This is a genomic window from Allopontixanthobacter confluentis, from assembly GCF_009827615.1.
Lineage (GTDB): Bacteria > Pseudomonadota > Alphaproteobacteria > Sphingomonadales > Sphingomonadaceae > Allopontixanthobacter > Allopontixanthobacter confluentis.
In genome coordinates, this window is record NZ_WTYU01000001.1 from 1,264,423 (window position 1) to 1,284,066 (window position 19,644).

At 60.2% G+C, this 19,644-nt stretch carries 19 protein-coding genes; 7 read left to right on the forward strand and 12 right to left on the reverse strand.

Translation table 11 applies throughout. From position 1 onward, the window contains the following. Positions 1-103: 103 nt before the first annotated feature. Both GRI44_RS05960 and GRI44_RS05965 read right to left on the reverse strand, forming a co-directional pair. The gene (locus GRI44_RS05960) at positions 104-1,150 is read right to left on the reverse strand and encodes a 2-oxoacid:ferredoxin oxidoreductase subunit beta (protein WP_160600471.1); all 1,047 of its coding nucleotides are present in this window, start codon (positions 1,148-1,150) and stop codon (positions 104-106) included. After that, positions 1,147-3,078, reverse strand: a complete 1,932-nt coding sequence (locus tag GRI44_RS05965; RefSeq protein ID WP_160600472.1) for a 2-oxoacid:acceptor oxidoreductase subunit alpha — start codon at positions 3,076-3,078, stop codon at positions 1,147-1,149. Before GRI44_RS05965 ends, GRI44_RS05960 begins: the two co-directional genes overlap by 4 nt. A 173-nt stretch (positions 3,079-3,251) precedes the next feature. Here GRI44_RS05965 and GRI44_RS05970 point away from each other — a divergent pair, with 173 nt between their 5' ends. Then, entirely contained in the window at positions 3,252-4,208 is a 957-nt protein-coding gene (locus tag GRI44_RS05970; RefSeq protein ID WP_160600473.1) for an alpha/beta hydrolase, read from the forward strand. Continuing rightward, positions 4,205-4,723: an RNA pyrophosphohydrolase gene (locus tag GRI44_RS05975; protein ID WP_232842983.1), complete on the forward strand. Its 519-nt coding sequence runs from the start codon at positions 4,205-4,207 to the stop codon at positions 4,721-4,723. The genes GRI44_RS05970 and GRI44_RS05975 overlap by 4 nt, the downstream gene beginning before the upstream one ends. A gap of 67 nt (positions 4,724-4,790) precedes the next feature. Here the strand turns inward: GRI44_RS05975 and GRI44_RS05980 are convergent, their stop codons facing one another. The 5 genes from GRI44_RS05980 to GRI44_RS06000 all read right to left on the reverse strand — a co-directional run bounded on the left by GRI44_RS05980 (position 4,791) and on the right by GRI44_RS06000 (position 10,578). After that, on the reverse strand, positions 4,791-5,294 hold the full coding sequence (locus GRI44_RS05980) for a tetratricopeptide repeat protein (protein WP_160600474.1): 504 nt from the start codon (positions 5,292-5,294) through the stop codon (positions 4,791-4,793). Positions 5,295-5,365: 71 nt separating this feature from the next. Beyond that, positions 5,366-6,547, reverse strand: coding sequence for an RsmB/NOP family class I SAM-dependent RNA methyltransferase (locus GRI44_RS05985; RefSeq protein ID WP_160600475.1), 1,182 nt, complete (start codon positions 6,545-6,547; stop codon positions 5,366-5,368). A gap of 98 nt (positions 6,548-6,645) precedes the next feature. Beyond that, the gene (gene guaB, locus GRI44_RS05990; RefSeq protein ID WP_160601321.1) at positions 6,646-8,103 is read right to left on the reverse strand and encodes an IMP dehydrogenase; all 1,458 of its coding nucleotides are present in this window, start codon (positions 8,101-8,103) and stop codon (positions 6,646-6,648) included. A 112-nt stretch (positions 8,104-8,215) separates the two neighbouring features. Beyond that, positions 8,216-9,802: a M28 family peptidase gene (locus GRI44_RS14115; RefSeq protein ID WP_160600476.1), complete on the reverse strand. Its 1,587-nt coding sequence runs from the start codon at positions 9,800-9,802 to the stop codon at positions 8,216-8,218. Positions 9,803-9,822: 20 nt separating this feature from the next. Next, the gene (locus GRI44_RS06000) at positions 9,823-10,578 is read right to left on the reverse strand and encodes a 3-hydroxybutyrate dehydrogenase (RefSeq protein ID WP_160601322.1); all 756 of its coding nucleotides are present in this window, start codon (positions 10,576-10,578) and stop codon (positions 9,823-9,825) included. Positions 10,579-10,720: 142 nt separating this feature from the next. On the opposite strand from GRI44_RS06000, the gene ypfJ reads away from it, so the two are divergent. Next, entirely contained in the window at positions 10,721-11,596 is an 876-nt protein-coding gene (ypfJ, locus tag GRI44_RS06005; protein ID WP_160600477.1) for a KPN_02809 family neutral zinc metallopeptidase, read from the forward strand. A gap of 25 nt (positions 11,597-11,621) precedes the next feature. Further along, entirely contained in the window at positions 11,622-12,218 is a 597-nt protein-coding gene (locus tag GRI44_RS06010) for a hypothetical protein (RefSeq protein ID WP_202386148.1), read from the forward strand. 124 nt (positions 12,219-12,342) lie between these two features. Here the strand turns inward: GRI44_RS06010 and GRI44_RS06015 are convergent, their stop codons facing one another. The 5 genes from GRI44_RS06015 to sdhC all read right to left on the reverse strand — a co-directional run bounded on the left by GRI44_RS06015 (position 12,343) and on the right by sdhC (position 17,162). Next, a complete protein-coding gene (locus GRI44_RS06015) occupies positions 12,343-13,974 on the reverse strand; it encodes a M56 family metallopeptidase (protein ID WP_160600478.1) in 1,632 nt (543 codons plus the stop codon). Further along, positions 13,971-14,357 carry a BlaI/MecI/CopY family transcriptional regulator gene (locus tag GRI44_RS06020; protein ID WP_160600479.1) on the reverse strand — a complete coding sequence of 129 codons (387 nt, stop codon included), beginning with the start codon at positions 14,355-14,357 and terminating at the stop codon, positions 13,971-13,973. The genes GRI44_RS06015 and GRI44_RS06020 overlap by 4 nt, the downstream gene beginning before the upstream one ends. 214 nt (positions 14,358-14,571) lie before the next feature. Then, a complete protein-coding gene (gene sdhA, locus GRI44_RS06025) occupies positions 14,572-16,386 on the reverse strand; it encodes a succinate dehydrogenase flavoprotein subunit (RefSeq protein ID WP_160600480.1) in 1,815 nt (604 codons plus the stop codon). Next, positions 16,386-16,769, reverse strand: a complete 384-nt coding sequence (gene sdhD, locus GRI44_RS06030; RefSeq protein WP_160600481.1) for a succinate dehydrogenase, hydrophobic membrane anchor protein — start codon at positions 16,767-16,769, stop codon at positions 16,386-16,388. Before sdhD ends, sdhA begins: the two co-directional genes overlap by 1 nt. Before the next feature lie 12 nt (positions 16,770-16,781). Then, entirely contained in the window at positions 16,782-17,162 is a 381-nt protein-coding gene (gene sdhC / locus GRI44_RS06035; protein ID WP_160600482.1) for a succinate dehydrogenase, cytochrome b556 subunit, read from the reverse strand. A 124-nt stretch (positions 17,163-17,286) separates the two neighbouring features. On the opposite strand from sdhC, the gene GRI44_RS06040 reads away from it, so the two are divergent. From GRI44_RS06040 to GRI44_RS06050, 3 genes are read left to right on the forward strand one after another with little or no spacing between them, the layout of a single operon-like run. After that, positions 17,287-17,997, forward strand: a complete 711-nt coding sequence (locus GRI44_RS06040; RefSeq protein WP_160600483.1) for an SDR family NAD(P)-dependent oxidoreductase — start codon at positions 17,287-17,289, stop codon at positions 17,995-17,997. After that, positions 17,987-18,901 carry a 50S ribosomal protein L11 methyltransferase gene (locus GRI44_RS06045; protein ID WP_160600484.1) on the forward strand — a complete coding sequence of 305 codons (915 nt, stop codon included), beginning with the start codon at positions 17,987-17,989 and terminating at the stop codon, positions 18,899-18,901. Before GRI44_RS06040 ends, GRI44_RS06045 begins: the two co-directional genes overlap by 11 nt. After that, positions 18,898-19,611: a DUF2459 domain-containing protein gene (locus tag GRI44_RS06050; protein ID WP_160600485.1), complete on the forward strand. Its 714-nt coding sequence runs from the start codon at positions 18,898-18,900 to the stop codon at positions 19,609-19,611. Before GRI44_RS06045 ends, GRI44_RS06050 begins: the two co-directional genes overlap by 4 nt. The last annotated feature ends 33 nt before the right edge of the window (positions 19,612-19,644 follow it).

Sequence of the window (19,644 nt, forward strand, 5' to 3'; positions counted from 1 at the left end):
CTACAGCCTGAATGGGGTGGCTGAAAAGGTTGGAATGCAGCCTCTTGCAGCCCCAACGACTCACGAAAGATGTGGTTCACGAAAAGTTGAAATTTCTTGCCCGTCAGGCAGGGTGGCCGTCGCTTTGTTGGGCCTTTTCCTCAACTGTCCAGGTCTGCCCCTTGGCCAGCAATTTGGCGAGATTGGCATCCTTGCCCGCGCTTGATCGGGCGCGTTCTTCGATGACCGCGGTTTCAAAAGTGGGCCGCGGGTCGTCATACAATACGCCCAGTGCCATGGGGAACGGCCCGAATGGCATTTCCACCAGCAAATGCGCCAGGCTGCGATTGGTGGCATCATGCACCAGCACACCCGCGTCCTGCCAATTGTCGCCTGCCACATCGACCACGGTCAGGGCCAGCTTTTGCGTGTCGAGCGCAATCCCTTTGGTCCCCTTGGCAAACAGCATGGGTTCGCCCGGCACCAGCCACAGTTGGCGGTCCTCTGCGCCCTTGGGCGCGGCGAAATCTTCGAACACATCCTTGTTATAGACGATGCAATTCTGGAAAATCTCGATGAATGCAGCGCCCTGGTGGGCATGGGCAGCTTTCAGCACATCAGGCAGGTTTTTCGAAACATCAAACCCGCGCCCGACAAAGCGCGCGCCAGAACCGAGCGCGAAAGCACAGGGATTGGCAGGCCTGTCGTACGAACCAAGCGGCGTAGACGGGCTTTTGGTCCCTTCCCGGCTGGTGGGTGATGCCTGCCCTTTGGTAAGGCCGTAGATCTCGTTGTTGAACAGCATGATCTGTATGTTCACATTGCGCCGCAACACATGCATCATATGGTTACCGCCGATGGACAAGCCATCACCGTCGCCCGTCACCAGCCAGATGTCGAGTTCGGGGTTGGCCAGCTTCACCCCGGTGGCCAGCGCAGGGGCGCGGCCATGGATGGTGTGGAAACCGTAACTTTCCATATAATAAGGGAACCGGCTGGAACAGCCGATGCCGGAAATGAACACCGTGTTGGCAGGATTGGCGCCAAGCTGCGGCAAAGTGCGCTGCACGGCTTTCAAAATGGCATAGTCACCACAACCGGGGCACCAGCGAACTTCCTGATCGGTTTCCCAATCCTTCAGCGTGGTTTCAAATTTCACAGGGGCGTTCATGCGTCAAGCTCCGGGCTGGGCAATTGGGTGTCGTTGACGGAAACTTCGCCGCCTTCATTGCCTTCTATGCCATCGAAAAACCTGCCGATGGCGGTTTCCAGTTCTGCGATGGCAAATGGCTGGCCGCTCGTCTTGGTCAGCGGCTGGGCATCAACCAGATACTGATCGCGCAGCACCGTCTTGAACTGGCCGGTATTCATTTCCGGCACCAGCACATTGTCATAGCTGTGCAGCAATTCACCCAGGTTTTTGGGCAGCGGCCAGATGTGGCGCACATGGATATGGCTGACATCCAGCCCCTTGGCACGGCTGCGCCGCACTGCCTGATGGATAGGGCCAAATGTCGACCCCCAGCCCACCACTGCCAGTTTTCCGCCCGGCTGGCCGAGCGCGACTTCCTGATCAGGAATGGTGACGCCCAGCACCTTGCTGACGCGGGCATCGGTCATCGCCTGATGGTTATCGGGCGCATAATCGATATGGCCGGTATCCACCTGCTTCTCGATGCCGCCGATGCGGTGCATCAGATCGGGCGTGCCGGGCTTGATCCACGGGCGGGCACCCTTGGCATCGCGCTTATATGGCAGCAGCGTATCGCCTCCGTTCTTTTCTTGCAGGAATTTAGCCGGAAACGGCGTGTAGCTGGCCGGATCAGGCACGGCCCACGGTTCTGCAGCATTGGCAATATATCCATCTGTCAGCAGCATGACAGGGGTCATATATTCCACGGCAATCCGGCAGGCTTCGATGGCGCATTCAAAAGCATCTGACGGGCTGGAGCACGATACCACCGGCATCGGCGCATCGCCATTGCGGCCATAAACGGCCTGATAGAGATCGCTCTGTTCTGTCTTGGTCGGCAGGCCGGTGGACGGTCCGCCGCGCTGACTGTTGACGATAACCAGCGGCAATTCCGTCATAATCGCCAGCCCCATGGCTTCTGTTTTCAGCGCAATACCGGGGCCTGACGAACTGGTGACACCCAACTGGCCTGCATAGGAGGCGCCGATAGCAGCACAGATCGCGGCGATTTCATCTTCTGCCTGAAACGTGGTGACGCCGAATTCCTTCAGCCGCGCCAGATGGTGCAGAATGGCCGATGCCGGCGTAATCGGATAACCGCCGAAGAACATGGGCAATTCCGCCAATTGCGCGCCTGCCACCAGACCCAGCGAAATGGCTTCTGCGCCGGTAATGGTGCGGTAAAGCCCCGGCGCGCTGTCAACCGGCGGCAGATGAAGCTGCTTGATCGGGCCGGACAGTTCAGCGGTTTCGCCATAGGCATGGCCCGCGTCCAGCGCGGCAATATTGGCATTGGCGATGTCGGGCTTGTTCTTGAACTTGGCGCGCAGCCAGTCATGCACCGGGTCGCGCGGGCGGTCGAACATCCACAGCGCCAGGCCAAGCGTCCACATGTTCTTTGACCTGAGCGCGTCCTTGTTGCCCAGGCCGAACGGTTTGACCGCTTCGATCGTCAGCGCGGAAATATCGAACGCCAGCACATCCCATTTCGCCAGACTGCCATCGTCCAGCGGACTCACATCATATTTCGCCTTGTCGAGATTGCGCTTGGTAAATTCGCCTGTGTCGATGATGACAAGACCGCCCGGTTTCAACGCGGCAATGTTCACTTTCAAGGCGGCAGGGTTCATCGCCACCAGCACATCTGGCGCGTCACCTGCGGTATTGATTTCGCGGCTGCCGAAATTGATCTGGAAGGCGGATACGCCAAACAGCGTGCCTTGCGGTGCGCGGATTTCTGCCGGAAAATCAGGGAAAGTGGCCAGATCATTGCCCGCCAGAGCAGTGGACAGGGTGAACTGCCCGCCGGTCAATTGCATCCCGTCGCCGCTATCGCCGGCGAAGCGGACGACAACTGCCTCCGGAATATCGGTATCCTGGGGTCTGGTAGCGGCTGAAGTAGCCATGAAAATTCCTTATCGCGCGCCAGATTGTCGGCGCATTATGTCATAAGCTGGCACCTATGCACCCTGCCTGCCTGCCGCAATGAAGTTTTTCTCCGTCATGGACAAAAAGTCGAGTGAAAAAGATTTCGGACAGGCTTAGGCTGGCGGCAAAGATATAACAGGAGAGAGATGATATGGCTGATACAGAGCATTATGTGCGCGATGATGTTCGCGGATTTCTGACGATGCTGGAACAGATGGGCGGAATGGCGCTCGAAGATTCCTCTCTCGAAGATGGCCGCCAGAACTATGTCGCCATGGGCCCGATGGTGGAAAAGGATGCGTGCGATCTGGCCGTGCTCAGGGATCTGACTTGCCCCGGCCCAGGTTCAGGCGGTGATATTCCGCTGCGGTTGTATGACCTGCGCGAAACGCGTGAGGCGGGGCCGGTCATCATGTTTTTCCACGGCGGCGGTTTTGTCATTGGTGACCTGGAATCCCATCACAATCTTTGCACCGAAATTGCGGCAACCATGGATTTGCCCGTAGTGGCGGTGGATTACCGGCTGGCGCCCGAAGCCCCCTTCCCCGCTGCGCCCGATGATTGCGAAGCGGCAAGCCGGTGGGTCGCATCATCCCCTGCTGAACTGGGCCGAACAGCCACGGGCCTGATCCCGATGGGCGATAGTGCCGGCGGCAATCTGGCGATTGTCATAACCAACCAGCTGGCGGCAAATCCGGCGCAAGTGCCGGTCGTGATGCAAGTGCCCATCTATCCGGTGGCCGATGATGTTTCGCAGCACAAAAGCTTCCTCGATTTTGCCAAGGGGTTCCTGCTGACCGGCGCGACGATGGAATGGTTTTCCGAGCAATATGCGGCTGACCCGGAAGATGTCCGCAATTACCCCATGCTGGGCGATTGTGCGAATACGCCGCCCACTGTTCTGTGCACCGCCGGCCTCGATCCGCTGCGCGATTCGGGCCGCCGCTATGCTGCCCATCTCATTGAGATGGGAACCGATGTGACCTATCTTGAATTCAAGGGGAGTATTCACGGGTTCACCAATCTGCGCAAAGCCATTCCGAGCGCGCAGAAGGATCTGGAAACTCTCTTGAAAGCCATGAAGATGATGCTGGGGCGAATTGAATGAACGATACTGCAATGGGGCCGGACGACTATAGGCCCGACGCATACCGGCCCTGCGTCGGGGTCATGCTGGTGAATGCCGATGGCAAGGTGTTCGTCGGCAAACGGATTGATGCCCGCGAAACAATGGGCACTGACGATATCTGGTGGCAGATGCCGCAGGGCGGCGTGGACGAGGGCGAAGACCTCGAAGCGGCTGCCCTGCGCGAATTGCATGAAGAAACCGGCGTCACCACCGCCCACGCCACCATCCTGCGGCGGATGGAAGGCGATATCGCTTATGATCTGCCTGAGGAATTGGTCGGCAAATTATGGGGCGGAAAATATCGCGGGCAGCGCCAGACATGGTTCCTGCTGCGGTTTACCGGCAGTGACGCGGATATTAATCTGCGAGCCCACGATCCGGCCGAGTTCAGTGAATGGCAGTGGGCAGACCCGCACACACTTCCCGAGATGATCGTCCCGTTCAAGAAGCGGGTCTATCGCACCGTGCTGGAGGCATTTCGCGAACTGGTCTGACGTGGATGTGTCGCAGCCCGGCACCCCAGACTGATGTTGTAACCCCGCGCTGCCTGCCTTTTACAGCCTAATTCTTGGTTACAACCGCGTTTGGCATCACGGCTTCTGCCGTCAGCACGCGTGACTGGGGGCCGCGGGCCAGCGCTTCTGCGAGCATTCTGGTTTCAGGGCAGGAAGAACCGCACATTGATTCCAGCTTGTTGAGGCTTAGGCGTGCTTTTTCGATTGCGCCTTTTTCGACCAGCGCTTCGCCTTCCCCTGCAATAGCCGCCAGATTGCCGGGATCACGCGCCAGCGCTTCGCGGTAATAGGTAATCGCCTTGCCTTGCAAACCTTCGGTCCGGGCAGCTTGGGCCAGCGCCACGAAGGCACCGGTATAGGATGGATCGACCGCAAGGGCCGCTTCAAATGCGTCGATGGCCTGTTGCGTGTCGCCACTGCCCAGCGAGGCACGGCCTTGGGCAATCAGCATCAGGGCACGCGGATCAGCCGGTTCTGGCGCGCTGTTGCCAACGCTTGCCGTCATGGCAAACACAATCGACAGGGCAGCAGCAGCAGGTGCAAAACGCATGAAATTCTCCATCAGGGGGGAGCGTGGTCCAGACCGGTAAAGGCGCGAGGAACTTGCCATAGTCCTGATGGCTAGCACGCAGAACCTAGACTCGCGATGAAAAATCCATCCGTGCCATCATGAAACGGCGTCAGCCGGTGTCCGCCGCCACGTTGCCGCCCGACTGGCAGAGTGTCAGCCGTAGACGCCCAGCCAGGGTGGCGGTCAAGAAAGTCGTCGATCCGGTCCCTGCCTTCCATATCGAGCAGGGAACAGGTGATGTAGGTGATGCGGCCACCGGGTTTTACCAGCATGGCTGCCAGATCAAGCAGGCGTGACTGGGTTTCGGCAAACCGTTCCAGCTGGCGTTCATCCAGCCGCCAGCGCGCTTCGGGATTGCGCCGCCAGGTGCCGGTGCCGGAACACGGCGCATCCACCAGTACACCATCCGCCGTGCCGCGCCAGTCGGCCAGCATTTCCAACTCCCTGCCGGGGTTGAGCAGCACCGTTTCAATCATGCCCGCGCCTGCGCGCTCTGCCCGTGCCGGAAGGCGCGACAGCCTGCCCCGGTCTGTATCGCTTGCAATCAGGACACCGCGGTTTTCCATCATTGCCGCCAGCGCCAGCGTTTTGCCGCCCGCCCCTGCACATAGGTCGATGATGGTTTCACCGGGCTGTGCCGCCATGGCCGCGCAGGCCCATTGGCTGCCATGGTCCTGCACTTCCACCATGCCGGACTTGAACGCGTCCCACTGTTCGACCTGCGTCCCGGCTTCGAACCGCAAGGCTTGCGCCGCTGCCAGTGCCTCGCCCGGTTCAGGCAATTCGAGGCTGCTGCGGTCTGCCTTGAGCGTGTTGACGCGCAAATCCAGCGGGGCACGGCCCAGCAAGGCTTCTGCTTCGTCGCCCGAAATGTCTGACTGCTGCAGCCGGTCCATCAGCCACTGGGGCGCAATGCCGCCCTCGGCAGGCTGGTCTTCCGGCGTGACCGTGGCCGGGCCATGGCCGACCCCGTCGAACAGGCCGAGGATTTCAGGGTCGTTCTGTGCCAGCCGCAACATCGCGGCCCTGCCGTCTGCCGGCACAGGCCCGCAGGCACGTATCGCAGCGTAGACCAGTTCGCGCACGGCGCGGCGGTCCTTGCTGCCGGCATAGCGGCGCGTGCGAAAATATTCGGCAATGAGGCGGTCGGCAGGCGCGCCATTATTACAAGCGGCAGTGATGATGGAATCAAGAAGTTCGATTGCCGCCTGAACGCGTGCGCCCGGTATCATGTCCGGTCCATCGCAGCGGCATCTGCTGCAAGGCTGCTGGTCTGCGGCATCTGGCGTATGTTCAGCGTCATGCCGGGGTTCAGTGTCATGCCGGTTCCTCAGCGCGTGGGGTAATTGGGCGCTTCACGAGTGATCGCCACGTCATGAACATGGCTTTCCTGCAAACCGGCATTCGTAATCCGCACGAATCTGGCATTGGTGCGGAGGTCTTCGATGGTGGCAGAACCGGTGTAGCCCATGGCCGCCTTGACCCCGCCAACCAGTTGATGAACCACATCGCGCGCCGGGCCCTTATACGGCACCTGCCCCTCGATACCTTCGGGCACCAGCTTCATGGAATCCTTGATATCCTGTTGGAAATAGCGGTCGGCAGAGCCGCGCGCCATGGCGCCAACCGACCCCATGCCGCGATAACTCTTGTAGCTGCGCCCCTGGTACAGGAACGTTTCGCCCGGCGCTTCTTCGGTGCCTGCCAGCAATGATCCGACCATGACGCAGGATGCGCCCGCGGCCAGCGCCTTTGCCGCATCACCTGACGTGCGCAGCCCGCCATCGGCGATAACCGGCACAGCTGATCTGGCGGCTTCCTCGGCGCATTCCATCACTGCGGTTAATTGCGGCACGCCCACACCGGCCACAATGCGGGTGGTGCAGATGGAACCGGGGCCAATGCCCACTTTCACGGCATCAGCGCCAGCATCAATCAAGGCGCGGGTGGCTTCGGCAGTGGCGACATTGCCGGCCACGACCTGGACCGAATTCGATAATTTCTTCGCCCGTTCAACCGCGCGCGCCACGTCCTTGTTGTGGCCATGGGCAGTGTCGATGATCACGACATCCACCTCGGCATCGATCAGGGCTTCGGTGCGTTCGAACCCCTTGTCGCCCACCGTGGTGGCGGCGGCCACGCGCAGGCGGCCCGTGCCGTCCTTGGTGGCGTTGGGATAATTGACGGCTTTTTCAATGTCCTTGACCGTGATCAGGCCGATGCAGTGGTAATTTTCATCCACCACAATCAGTTTTTCAATGCGGCGCTGATGCAGCAGGCGGCGCGCTTCTTCCTGACCCACGCCCAGACCGACCGTGGCCAGATTATCAACCGTCATCAATTCGCGCACCGGCTGGAGCGGATTTTCCGCAAAACGCACATCCCGATTGGTCAGAATGCCGCATAATTTGCCGTTCCGGTCCGCCACGGGAATGCCGCTGATGCGATTTAGCGTCATCAATGCCTGTGCATCACCCAGAGTCGCATCGGGCGCGATGGTGATGGGGTTGACGACCATACCGCTTTCAAACCGTTTCACTGCCCTTACAGCGGCGCATTGTTCGGCAATATCAAGATTGCGGTGCAGCACGCCAATCCCGCCCAGCTGCGCCATCACAATGGCCATGTCGGCTTCTGTCACAGTGTCCATCGCGGCAGAAATAACCGGAATATTCAACCGGATGCTGCGGGTTAGCATGGTGCTGGTATCGGCCATGCTTGGCACAATGTCGCTTTCAGCCGGACGCAACAAAACGTCATCATAGGTCAGGCCAAGAGGGATATCCATGAGTGCCACTTTCATAATAGTCAGATCGCGGCGGGCAAAAGTCCGCGCGCCGGGGATTCGTGGCGGCCCATGTAACCGCAGTTTGCCACACTCGCTAGGGGGCGGAGACGAATTATCCGCCGAGCAGGTCGTCAGCCTGGCCGTCAGGCTGCGAAATAGCGGGCTGATAAGCGGCAGCATCTGCGAAATAACGAACCAGTGCCAGATGCAGCAGAAGGTCTTCTGCCGCGCCCCCAAGTTCCACCCGTTCAGCCTGATCGGTAGGCTGGTGATAGCGCTCCTTGAGATAGCGTTCCATTATCTCCCGGTTGGCAAAGGCGCTTGAAACCATCAGCATGGGTACATCATGCTGGAGCAGCGCCCAGCCATCCTGTCGCCGGACAAAGCCTGCGGCAAAAGCATTATCACCCAGACTGCGCCCTTGAGCACGAATGATTGATTTGACCGTATCATCCAGCGGAGTCAGCCCTGCCCCCACAATGGCAACGCCGCTGCCGCGCGGGGCAATCGCAATCGTATCCACATTGAACCCCGCGACGATGGTATCAAGCGGCATCGGCGGGTCCGCCACCAATGCCCGCGCCCCCAGCAGGCCCCATTCTTCTGCCGATGTCGCGACGAAATATACGTCCCTGTCCATTTGCGGACCAGCAGCCAGCCTGCGGGCCAGTTCTGTCAGCATTGCCAGCCCGCTGGCATTATCCACCGCACCATTGCACAGCATATCGGACTGGGAAACGGCCCTGTCCGCTCCGGAACAGGTGCCGAAATGGTCCCAATGCGCCATCAACAGCACGGATCCTGCGTCGGGCGACGCACCGGCAATCTTGCCAATCAGATTATGTGTCTGCACTGCGGCGGTGGCAGATGTGGCTTCCATGGACACAGCAACGCGCAAGGGCACGGGTCTGAACCCTGGGACGCCTGCGGCGTCCTTCCACGTTTTGAATTGATTGGCGCCAAACAGGATGTTGGCTGCTTCAGGCACCATATAGCCATCCAGCACCGCGCCGCCACTATCGTCAGCCAGCCGGTAGGATCCCGCCGCCCGCCGGTCAGACATCTGCGCCAGTTCAGCGCCGGACTGGACCACTGCAAGCACTGCACTTGCGCCTTTTTCCAGCAGGGCATCGCGCTGTTCGGCCTGGTCGGCATGGTCCCACAGCATCACGGCCACTCGGCCAGTCAGTTCCGACCGGTCAAGATCGCGCCATTGTTTGCCGACAAACACCATGGGCGCAAGTTCCAGCAGGGCGCGCTGGCCGGATGCAAACACGGTGACAGAGCCTTTGGGCAGGGTGACAACGCGGCCATTGCGCCAGAATTCCACCGTGCTTTGCGAAGGTGTGCTGCGCACCAGATCAATCGGCGCAAGCCACGGGCTGGACGGTTTGTTGGTCCCCGGCTCCAGCCCGGCATCCTGCCATGCGCGGGTCAGATAATCGAGAGTTCTGCTTTCGCCCTGGGTAGCAGGCCTGCGCCCGCGGAAATCGTCACTCGCCAGAATTGCGATATGGGCCGCCATGGCCGTTTCTATGGCGGCAACATCGGCAGCCGCGGGATCAGACGGGGCAGGCACCGTCGCGCAGGCCGCCAGCACCATGCTGCCCGCGCCTGCGGCAATGCCGCGCATCATTGATCCATAACGCCCCAACGTCACCCTGTTCTGCCCCTCGACAAAGGTATGAGCAACCCTCACGCCTTTTTGCATATGCTGATTTATTCGGCGGTCCAGCCGCCGTCTATGCTCCAGTTTGCGCCGGTAACATTGCCCGCTTCAGGCCGGCACAGGAACGCGGCGAGCGCGCCCACTTCGTCTGGCTGAACGAATTTCTTGGTCGGCTGCTTGGCCAGCAGGACATCGTTGATGACCTGATCCCTCGTCAACCCGCGGGCCTTCATCGTATCGGGGATCTGGCTTTCAATCAGCGATGTCCAGACATAGCCGGGGCTGATGCAATTGGCAGTGACGCCGGTTTGCGCCAGTTCCAGCGCAATTGTCTTGGTAAAGCCGTCCAGCCCGTGTTTGGCCGCATTATAAGCGCTTTTGAACGGGGAGGCCGTTTTTGAATGGGCGCTGGCAGTATTGATGATCCGGCCCCATCCCTGTTTACGCATAAAAGGCACCGCCAGCCTGACGGTATGGAACGCCGCAGTCAGGTTCAGCGCGATAATGGCATCCCATTTTTCAACCGGAAAATCATCCACCGGGGCCACGTGCTGCATGCCGGCATTATTGACCAGAATATCCACCGGCCCGGCCTTGTGCATCAGGTCTTCGCAGCCAGCCACGGTCAGAAGGTCGGCATTGACATGGTCTGCTGCCAATTCGGCACGCAGACTGGCAATTGTGCTGTCATCGCCAAAACCGTTCAGGATGATTTCGGCTCCCTCGGCACGAAACGCGCGGGCAATGGCAAGGCCAATGCCGGATGTGGAACCAGTGACGAGTGCGCGTTTGCCGGACAGGAACATTTGGACCTCGAACATGTTGGAAGGACAGGAGATAACGAATTCTTGTTTTCGCTGGCCTGCACTCGCCTGTCCAGCAATAAAGGGCCACTAATTCAGGGCCAGCAATAATGGCAGGGCAGGACGCCCTGCGAAGGGGAGGCAGATGAAACTCAACAGATTTGATCCGGGCAGTATTCAAGTCCGGCGCGGCACTGGTGGCGGCGGCGGCTTTCCCGGCGGCGGAGGCGGCAAAATCGGCTGCGGCACCATCGTGCTGGCAGCCGTTGCCTATTTCGTGTTCGGCGCAGATCCGTTGCAGACAATTGGTGCCATTGACGGGATGCAGCAATCCGCCCCTGCCCAGCAGACCGGCGCGGGCAGCGCGACGGGGACAGAAGCGTGCAACGATGGCCCTTATGCCCTGGAAGCCTGCAATGCGCTGAGTTCGCTGAACCAGACATGGCAGCCGCTGTTCCAGCAAGCCAATATTGCCTTTGCCCAGCCAACCCTCACATTGTTCAGTGGCCGGACGAATTCCGGCTGCGGCGGCGCATCCAGCGACATGGGGCCGTTTTACTGCCCGAGCGATCAGGGTATCTATATCGACACCGCATTTTACGATACAATGCAGCGGCAATTGGGCGCTGGCGGAGATTTTGCGCGCTATTACGTGATGGCTCATGAATATGGCCACCATGTCCAGAAAATGACCGGCATGGCCGACCAGATCAGAAGCGCGCAGCAGCAAAATCCGCGTAGCGCCAATGATCTGCAAGTCAGAATGGAATTGCAGGCGGATTGTTACGCCGGCGTCTGGGCCGGCAAGAACCGCAATCTGATCGAAGCAGGCGACATGGAAGAAGGCATGACGGCTGCTGCGGCCATTGGCGATGATACTTTGCAGCGCAACGCTGGCCGCAGGGTCAGTCCTGAAAGCTTTACCCACGGCACCAGCGCACAGCGCATGCAGTGGCTCAAACGTGGTCTGGAAACTGGTGATGATGATCAATGCGACACATTTGCAGACTTGCGCCGTTAGGCTGAAGTTTGCTGCGGCAGGCGGCTTGTTGGTACTGGCTGGCCCCCTGCTCGCTGCGCAGGACAAGGACGAGGTTGTAAAGGGGCGCGGGCCGGATGCGATGGATGTCGCCACAACCCCGCTGACCGATCTCAATCTGGCGCGCGATGAAATTCCTGAAGTGCTGCTGCTTGCGGCGGCCACGCCCTATGGCAGTCAGGGGCTGGGAAACTGCGATGCCATCACGCAGGAAATCGCCGGGCTGGACCGTGTGCTGGGCGATGATCTGGACATTGATACAGGGCAGCGCCGAGATATCACCCTGGGAAAAATTGCCAAAAGCGCGGTCAGTTCCTTCATTCCCTTTCGCGGCATCATCCGCGAATTATCGGGCGCTGCCGACCATCAGCGTAATTTTGAGGAAGCCATTTTCGCAGGCGCTGTCCGCCGTGGTTATCTGAAAGGTCTGGGGGAGCAGAAAGGCTGTCCCTACCCCGCCCGCCCCGCCTTTACCAAGGTGGAAGTGAGCAAGGATGCGCCGGCAGCAGAGGACCGAAAGGGCGAAGTGACGGTTGACCAAGGGACAGGAACGGCGGACGTTATCTTTGTGGCCAATCCTGTCGTCCAGCAGGCCCCGCAATAATTCCCTGCCGGGCAATGGTGCAGCATTCAGCCGGATAAGTTTGAAACGGGGGCGCTGATTGGCGGCCCCCGTTTCCTGAACAGCGTGGATTATGGCTGTGACTGGAAAGCAGCCATTCGCATATTCAGTCTTTTGCGCTCAAATCCGCAATTGTCGCGTCGAGCGAATTCAGAATTTCGGTCCGTGTTTCCTTGTCGATTTCTGTATCCCGGGCAATTTCGGCCCGCGCTTCCCTGATGCCATCAATGGCTGCACTGCCGATCTTGTCAGTGCAGATGCTGATCACCTGCCGTCCATTCTGACCGCGCGTTTCCTTGACCATCTCTTCGCCGTCACATGACATCGCAATCTGCGGCACGGATTCCATCGACTTGCGGACGATCATGGCAATCTGCTTGCCTTCAAGTGAGCGGATGTTTTTCAATTCCTGAAGCTGGGAGAGGCCTTCCAATTCCTTCAAACCTTCCAGTTCTTTCAGGTTTTTCAACTCCGCCAGGCTTTCCAGCTTGCGGATGCGGATTTCCTTGTGCTCGCTTGCCTGATGCTGGCCATCCTCGTCCGCACCATGTTTCATGCGGATGATGCGGACCTTTTTTTGCGTGGTGCCATCACTGTTCGGCTCATCACTCTCCATTTCAAACACCTGCGTAAACTCACTGCCATCGGCAGACTGCCACATCATCGGCGCTTGCGGAGGCAACGGCGCTTCGGGCGGTGTGGGCGCGCCGGGCGGCGATGCTGGTGCAGCAGGGGCTGGCGGCGGATTGGGCACGGTCAGCGATGCGGCATAGGTAATCGTCGCGGTCATCGGCAAGGCCAGCACAGCCATGCCAATCAGGGCGCGTCCGGCAAAACGGCGGCGGGGTGAAATATCGCTCATGGTCAGGCTCCTCAGACGGTGAATAATGCTTTTTTCGCCCAGGATCGGGCACGCCATGGGCGCTGCAAGCGCGAGATTGGGCCCCGCAGCAAAACCGGCGATAATGGCGGCATAGGTGGCTTTTTCGGATGTCCCGCATTGGGCGATCACCCGCGCATCGCACGCTGCTTCCTGATCGCGGCGCATGGCGCGCCAGCCCAGCCATGCAAGCGGATTGAACCAGTGGAGCGCGAACAGCGGCTGCGCTGCCATGTTGGCCAGCAAATCATGGGCGCGGTGGTGCGCCAGTTCATGGGCCAGCGCCAGATCGCGGTGCTGCCGGTCCTGCATCGCCATGAAACCGGGCGGCAATGCGACCACCTTGTCCAGCACGCCAAAGGCAATCGGCGCGGTTGCTGCCGGCGTTTCCACCAGCCTGACTGCCCCTGCCTCGCCCACTGGCTGCGCGTGCACCAGCATTTCGCGGCGCATCCGGAAATAGCCTGTGAAACGAAATGTCAGAAAAACTGCCGCGCCTCCCAGCCACACGGCCAGCAAAACGGCCAGCAGCAGCGCGCCCCAGGCAAAAGGTTCAGCGCTGGCGCTGGCGCTGGCGGTGGCCATCTGGCTCAGCGGCGCCGCTGCCGTATCTGCCATGACCGCCCCATATTGCGGTGTGGTGGCAAAATGCGGCGCGGCCAGGTCAGAACCGGCCGCAGCCGGGGCCAGCCATGCTGGCAACACCAGTGGGGGCATCACCAGCCGCAGGAATGGCAATAGCCACAAGGCATAGGCGGCCTGCGGGCCAAGATGACGCCCCACCGGGCCGCGAACCGCCAGTACCATGGCGATGATGAGGCCCGTCCAGACGAGTGTTTCAATCCACCAGCCGGTCATTTCCGCAGCTCCCGCAAGAGCGCTTCCATTTCGGCAAGATCGTTTTCGGTCAGTGCTTCGGATTCGGCCAGTTGGGCAAACAACGGGGCTGCCCTTCCGCCAAACAGACGGTCAACCAGGCGGCGCGATTCGGATCCGGCATAGTCCGTGCGGGCCAGCAAAGGCGTATATAGAAACCGGCGCCCATCGGGCCGTGTCGCCACAGCCTGTTTGGAAACCAGACGCGACAGCAATGTCTTGACGGTCGCCAGGCTCCAGTCGCGTGTTTCACACACGTCTTCACAAACTTGTGATGCGGTAAGCGGACTGCGCTGCCACAACGCCTCCATCACGGCATGTTCGGCATCGCTGATGCGTTCGGACTTGTCGCTATTGTCAGCCATATCAGACCCTCCCCGACCTCTTGGATTACATTTGTAGACGCTATGACTACACTTGTAAACTGAATGTCTGATGAATGCGCTGAATGCGGCAGCGTCCAGGCACGCTGCAACGCAATCGGCGCCCCCCTTGCGGGAAGCGCCGATAATTTATCCATAATTGTCGGGGCCCACTGCGGGCCCCAACGGCAAGTTGTCAGGTGACAGTTGTCAGATATCAGTAAACCCGCTTCTTGGGTTCGATGTACTGAATGTCGTCCGTCAGCGTATATTCGTGCACCGGGCGATAATCGATCTTCACATCGCCGCCCTTGCCGCCCCAACCTTCGAACCACACGGCGGTGTGCTTCATCCAGTTGGCATCGTCACGCTCGGGGAAATCTTCATGCGCATGGGCGCCGCGGCTTTCCTTGCGGTTTTCGGCGGAATTGATGGTGACAGAGGCCTGCGCCATCAGATTGTCGAGTTCCAGCGTTTCGATCAGGTCCGAATTCCAGATCAGCGAACGGTCCGTGACGCGCACGTCTTCCATCCGCTTGTTGGTCTTCTTCATCATCTCCACGCCTTCAGCAAGAAGGGCGCTGTCACGGAAAACGGCGCAATGTTTCTGCATCGTCTTCTGCATTTCCGAACGGATTTCCGCTGTGGGCGAACTGCCATTGGCATGGCGGAAATGATCAAGCCGGCCCAATGCCATGTCGGCGCTGTCAGCAGGCAGTTCATCATGCGATGTGCCGGGCTTGATGATTTCCTTGAGGCGGTGGCCGGTTGCACGGCCAAACACCACCAGATCGATCAGCGAGTTGGAACCGAGACGGTTGGCGCCATGCACCGAAACGCACGCCGCTTCGCCAACCGCGAACAGGCCGGGAATGACCGTTTCCGGGTTGCCGTCCGCACCGACGGTGACGACCTCGCCATGATAATTACAGGGGATGCCGCCCATGTTGTAATGGACCGTTGGCGTTACCGGCAGGGGCTGGCGCGTCAGGTCGACACCGGCAAAAATCTTGCCACTTTCGGTAATGCCGGGCAGCCGTTCTGCCAGCACCTTGGGGTCGATATGATCGAGGTGCAGGTAGATGTGATCCTTTTCAGGGCCAACCCCGCGCCCTTCGCGCATTTCCAGCGCCATGGAGCGCGAAACCACATCGCGGCTGGCGAGATCCTTGGCCGATGGAGCATAGCGTTCCATGAACCGTTCGCCTTCGGAGTTGGTCAGATAGCCGCCTTCCCCGCGCGCGCCTTCGGTAATGAGAACGCCGGCGCCATAAATGCCGGTGGGGTGGAACTGCACGAATTCCATGTCCTGTAATGGCAGGCCAGCGCGCAGCACCATGCCGCCGCCATCGCCGGTGCAGGTGTGGGCCGAAGTCGCGGTATAATAACAGCGGCCATAACCGCCGGTGGCCAGGACGACCGAGTGGCTGCGGAAACGGTGGATCGTGCCATCATCCATGCACATGGCAATTACGCCAACGCATTTGCCGTCCTTCATGATCAGGTCGATGGCGAAATATTCGATGAAGAAGTCCGCATCATACTTCAGGCTCTGCTGGTAGAGCGCGTGCAGCATCGCGTGGCCGGTGCGGTCAGCAGCGGCGCAGGTGCGCTGCACTGGCGGACCTTCACCCATGTTCTGCATATGGCCGCCGAACGGGCGCTGGTAGATGGTGCCGTCTTCATTGCGGGAGAACGGCACACCGGCATGTTCCAGTTCATAAACTGCCTGCGGTGCTTCGCGGACGAGATATTCGATCGCGTCCTGATCGCCCAGCCAGTCAGACCCCTTCACCGTGTCATACATATGCCACGACCAATGGTCGGGGGTGTTGTTGCCGAGGCTGGCAGCAATGCCGCCCTGAGCTGCAACAGTGTGTGAGCGTGTGGGAAAAACCTTGGAGATATTGGCAGTGCGCAGGCCCGCTTCGGCAGCGCCCATGGTGGCGCGCAGGCCCGAACCGCCCGCACCCACGACAACAACGTCATAAGTGTGGTCGATAATCTTGTAGGCGGAAGTATCAGCGGCCATCAGGCAGCTCCCAATGCAATGCGGACAACACAGAAAATGCTGAATGCAGCGCCGCCCAATGCGGCAAAGTTCAGCAGCAGCAGGGCAGCAAACTTGTTGCCCGGCGTGTGGACGTAATCTTCAACCAGCACCTGCAGGCCAAGCCGTGCATGCCAGAACGTGCTGACCAGCAGCAGCGCCATGGCAGTGGCCGAAAGCGGCTTTGACAGCCATTCGCGCACCGCAGCATAGCCAAGGTCCTGCATCATCACCAGCGATGCCACAAACCACAGCACCAGCAGCAGATTGCCGACCGCGGTAAAGCGTTGCAGCAGCCAGTGATGCGCGCCGTGATGCGCCGGGCCCAGGCCGCGCACGCGGCCGATGGATGTTCCGTTACCCATTATCCAATATCCTCAAGCGTACAGCACCAGCGCCCAGAACCCTGCCGTCAGCACGATGCCAAGGATCGGGCTGGCGATGGACCAGATGCGGTTTGTATCAAGTTCATATCCAGCGCCCAGATCCATGACGAAATGGCGCAGGCCGGAACACATATGGCTGAAGAAGGACCAGCTGAGGCCCACCAGCACGATGTAGCCCAGCGGCGATGTCATGATGTCGCTGAATGTGGCATAAGCGTCCGGGCCGCTGGCAATCGCGCCCAGCCACCACACCAGCACGCCCAACCCGACCAGCGCCAGCCCGTCACCTGTAACGCGGTGTAGGATGGAGACCAGCATATGCGGCCCCCATTTCCAGATGCTAAGGTGCGGTGATAGTGGACGTTCGGCCATATGGGTTTTCCGGTTGTGCAATTTCCTGCCGCTTCCTTAGCGAAACAGGCGGCTTAGGCAAGGCACGCAAGGGAGGATAAGGCGTCTATCTTTACTGCCCTTGCGCGATTATCGGTGCTGTTTCATGACAAACATACTTCTCACAGGGTCCAGCCGCGGCATTGGCGCGGCGATTTTCAAACAGCTTGCCGCGCGCGGTGCCCGCGTTGTGGGGCACGGTTCAGCGGCGCATGATGCAGATACGATAGGTGCAGACTTTTTGGATGCAGCCGCGCCGGAAAAATTATGGCAGGCCGCTCTGGACCGCAGCGGCGGCACGCTGGATGTGCTGATCAACAATGCCGGCCAGTTTACCGCTACCCCGCTTGATACAGGCGATGATGAATGGCTGGCAGGGTGGGAAAACACGCTGCGAATCAACCTCACAGCGGCAGCGCTGCTATCGCGTCTGGCTGTCCGGCACTGGCAGGAGCGGGGCGTTCCGGGCCGGATTGTCCACATCGCCAGCCGCGCCGGGCATCGCGGCGATTCGCCCGCGCACTGGCATTATGCCGCCGCCAAGGGCGGGATGCTGGCGATGCACAAGACCATCGCTCGCGCATATGCGAAGGATTCGATCCTCAGCTTCGCGATCACGCCCGGCTTCACTGACACGGCGATGGCAGGCGATTATCTTTCCAGCCGCGGCGGGCCGGGCCTGCTGGCAGACATCCCGCTGGGCCGCGTGGCATTGCCGGAAGAAATCGCCACCATTGCCACATTCTGCGCGCTGGATGCGCCGCCCAGCATGACTGGCGCAACGCTGGACGCCAATGGTGCCAGCTATGTCCGCTGAAAGCTGGAAGCTGTCAGGCTTCGCCCCCAAATTGACTGTGCAGGCAGCCTTGCTGGCCCATGACGAGATTGAGGACTGGGACCCTGAACTGGTCATATCGGGCAGCGAGATTGCCGAAGACAAACCGGATGAGTGGGTGCTGGAAGCCTGGTGCCCGCGGCAGCCCGGCACGGCTGAAAAAACCGCCCTTGCCCAGCTGTTTGCAGGCGGGGCGCCTGAATTCGTGGTGGAGAAAATACCCGTTACCGACTGGCTGACATTGAGCCAGCGGGGCATGGAGCCAATCCGCGCAGGGCGGTTCCACGTCCGTTCGCCAGATCACCCGCCGTCTTCAGACAAAGGTATTACCGATCTGGTCATTCCGGCCAGTCAGGCCTTTGGCACGGGCCAGCATGAGACAACGGCAGGCTGCCTTGCCATGCTTACCACCATGAAGCGGCGCGGCGTGCAGGCGCGCAACATTGCCGACATTGGCAGCGGCACCGGCCTGCTGGCATTTGGCGCGCTGGCCTTGTGGCCGCGGGCGCTGGCGCTGGCGACCGATATCGACGCCGTATGCGTGCCTGTCATCGACGAGAATTGCGCGACCAACAATGTGCCACTGGGCGGCGGCGCGGGTGAACTGACCTTCGTGGTGGCAGATGGGATGGACCATCCGCTGATTGAGGCGCGCGGACCCTATGATCTGCTTCTTGCCAACATTCTTGCCGGCCCGCTGGTCGAACTGGCACCCGATTTTGCCGCTGCCGTACCGGCGGGTGGCAGCGTGGTTCTGGCCGGATTGCTGACCACACAGGAAGGCCATGTTCGGCAAGCCTACCGCAAGGCAGGCTTTCGTCTGGCGGCAAGGTTGGTCAATGGGGACTGGTCGATCTTATGGCTGCGCAAACGCCGCGAAGTATGACCGCGAAACCGCCTGCAAAATTGGCTGCAAAGCCGTTTACAAGAGTGGTAAAATGGCTGGTGCGGGCCTTGTTCGCTGTGGCATTACTGGTGGTGCTGTTTCTGCTTTGCGCATGGGTCGGCGCGGCCATCCCGCGCAATTCCGGCTGGCAGGAACCTGAAACCGGCATCACCATCATGGTGGAAACCAACGGCATCCATACAGCGCTGGTGCTGCCACTGGTGACCCCGCAGAAGGACTGGCGCGGAGATTTTCCGGCCAGCGACCTGCCGCAGCCCAATCGCGATTATACCCATGTGTCGATCAGTTGGGGCGAACGGGAAGTTTTTCTGAACACGCCGGAATGGACTGACCTGTCACCGGCAACCGCATTGCGGGTGGCGACTGTGGGCGGTGACGGGTTGCTTCATGTCGCGCATTATGTGCGGCCCGCGCCAAGTGCGGACCACCGCAATTTGCGGATCAGCCCGGATGCTTACGCAAGGATCGTCCGCAAGATCGAGGCAAATTTGCCGCCACCGGGCCAGCGCGCCGTCTATCGCGGATATACCGATTATGATGTGTTTTACGATGCGCCCGGCCGCTATACGCTGGGCAACACCTGCAACCAGTGGACCAGCAATACCCTTGCCGATGCCGGAATAAAAACCGGCTGGTGGACCCCATTTGCAGGCGGCGTCATGCAGTGGGTGATGCCAACGCAGCAATAGCGCCAAGCCGCACGCTCCAAGGCTCACGCGCCA

Coding starts and splice junctions, on each gene's coding strand:
- GRI44_RS05980 (WP_160600474.1), bottom strand. CDS start 5,294: ATGCGTTTTGCACCTGCTGCTGCTGCCCTGTCGATTGTGTTTGCCATG.
- GRI44_RS06050 (WP_160600485.1), top strand. CDS start 18,898: ATGACCGCGAAACCGCCTGCAAAATTGGCTGCAAAGCCGTTTACAAGA.
- GRI44_RS06015 (WP_160600478.1), bottom strand. CDS start 13,974: ATGACCGGCTGGTGGATTGAAACACTCGTCTGGACGGGCCTCATCATC.
- sdhC (WP_160600482.1), bottom strand. CDS start 17,162: ATGGCCGAACGTCCACTATCACCGCACCTTAGCATCTGGAAATGGGGG.
- GRI44_RS06000 (WP_160601322.1), bottom strand. CDS start 10,578: ATGTTCCTGTCCGGCAAACGCGCACTCGTCACTGGTTCCACATCCGGC.
- GRI44_RS05985 (WP_160600475.1), bottom strand. CDS start 6,547: ATGATACCGGGCGCACGCGTTCAGGCGGCAATCGAACTTCTTGATTCC.
- GRI44_RS05970 (WP_160600473.1), top strand. CDS start 3,252: ATGGCTGATACAGAGCATTATGTGCGCGATGATGTTCGCGGATTTCTG.
- GRI44_RS05975 (WP_232842983.1), top strand. CDS start 4,205: ATGAACGATACTGCAATGGGGCCGGACGACTATAGGCCCGACGCATAC.
- ypfJ (WP_160600477.1), top strand. CDS start 10,721: ATGAAACTCAACAGATTTGATCCGGGCAGTATTCAAGTCCGGCGCGGC.
- sdhA (WP_160600480.1), bottom strand. CDS start 16,386: ATGGCCGCTGATACTTCCGCCTACAAGATTATCGACCACACTTATGAC.
- GRI44_RS06040 (WP_160600483.1), top strand. CDS start 17,287: ATGACAAACATACTTCTCACAGGGTCCAGCCGCGGCATTGGCGCGGCG.
- GRI44_RS05965 (WP_160600472.1), bottom strand. CDS start 3,078: ATGGCTACTTCAGCCGCTACCAGACCCCAGGATACCGATATTCCGGAG.
- GRI44_RS06045 (WP_160600484.1), top strand. CDS start 17,987: ATGTCCGCTGAAAGCTGGAAGCTGTCAGGCTTCGCCCCCAAATTGACT.
- sdhD (WP_160600481.1), bottom strand. CDS start 16,769: ATGGGTAACGGAACATCCATCGGCCGCGTGCGCGGCCTGGGCCCGGCG.
- GRI44_RS05960 (WP_160600471.1), bottom strand. CDS start 1,150: ATGAACGCCCCTGTGAAATTTGAAACCACGCTGAAGGATTGGGAAACC.
- guaB (WP_160601321.1), bottom strand. CDS start 8,103: ATGGATATCCCTCTTGGCCTGACCTATGATGACGTTTTGTTGCGTCCG.
- GRI44_RS06020 (WP_160600479.1), bottom strand. CDS start 14,357: ATGGCTGACAATAGCGACAAGTCCGAACGCATCAGCGATGCCGAACAT.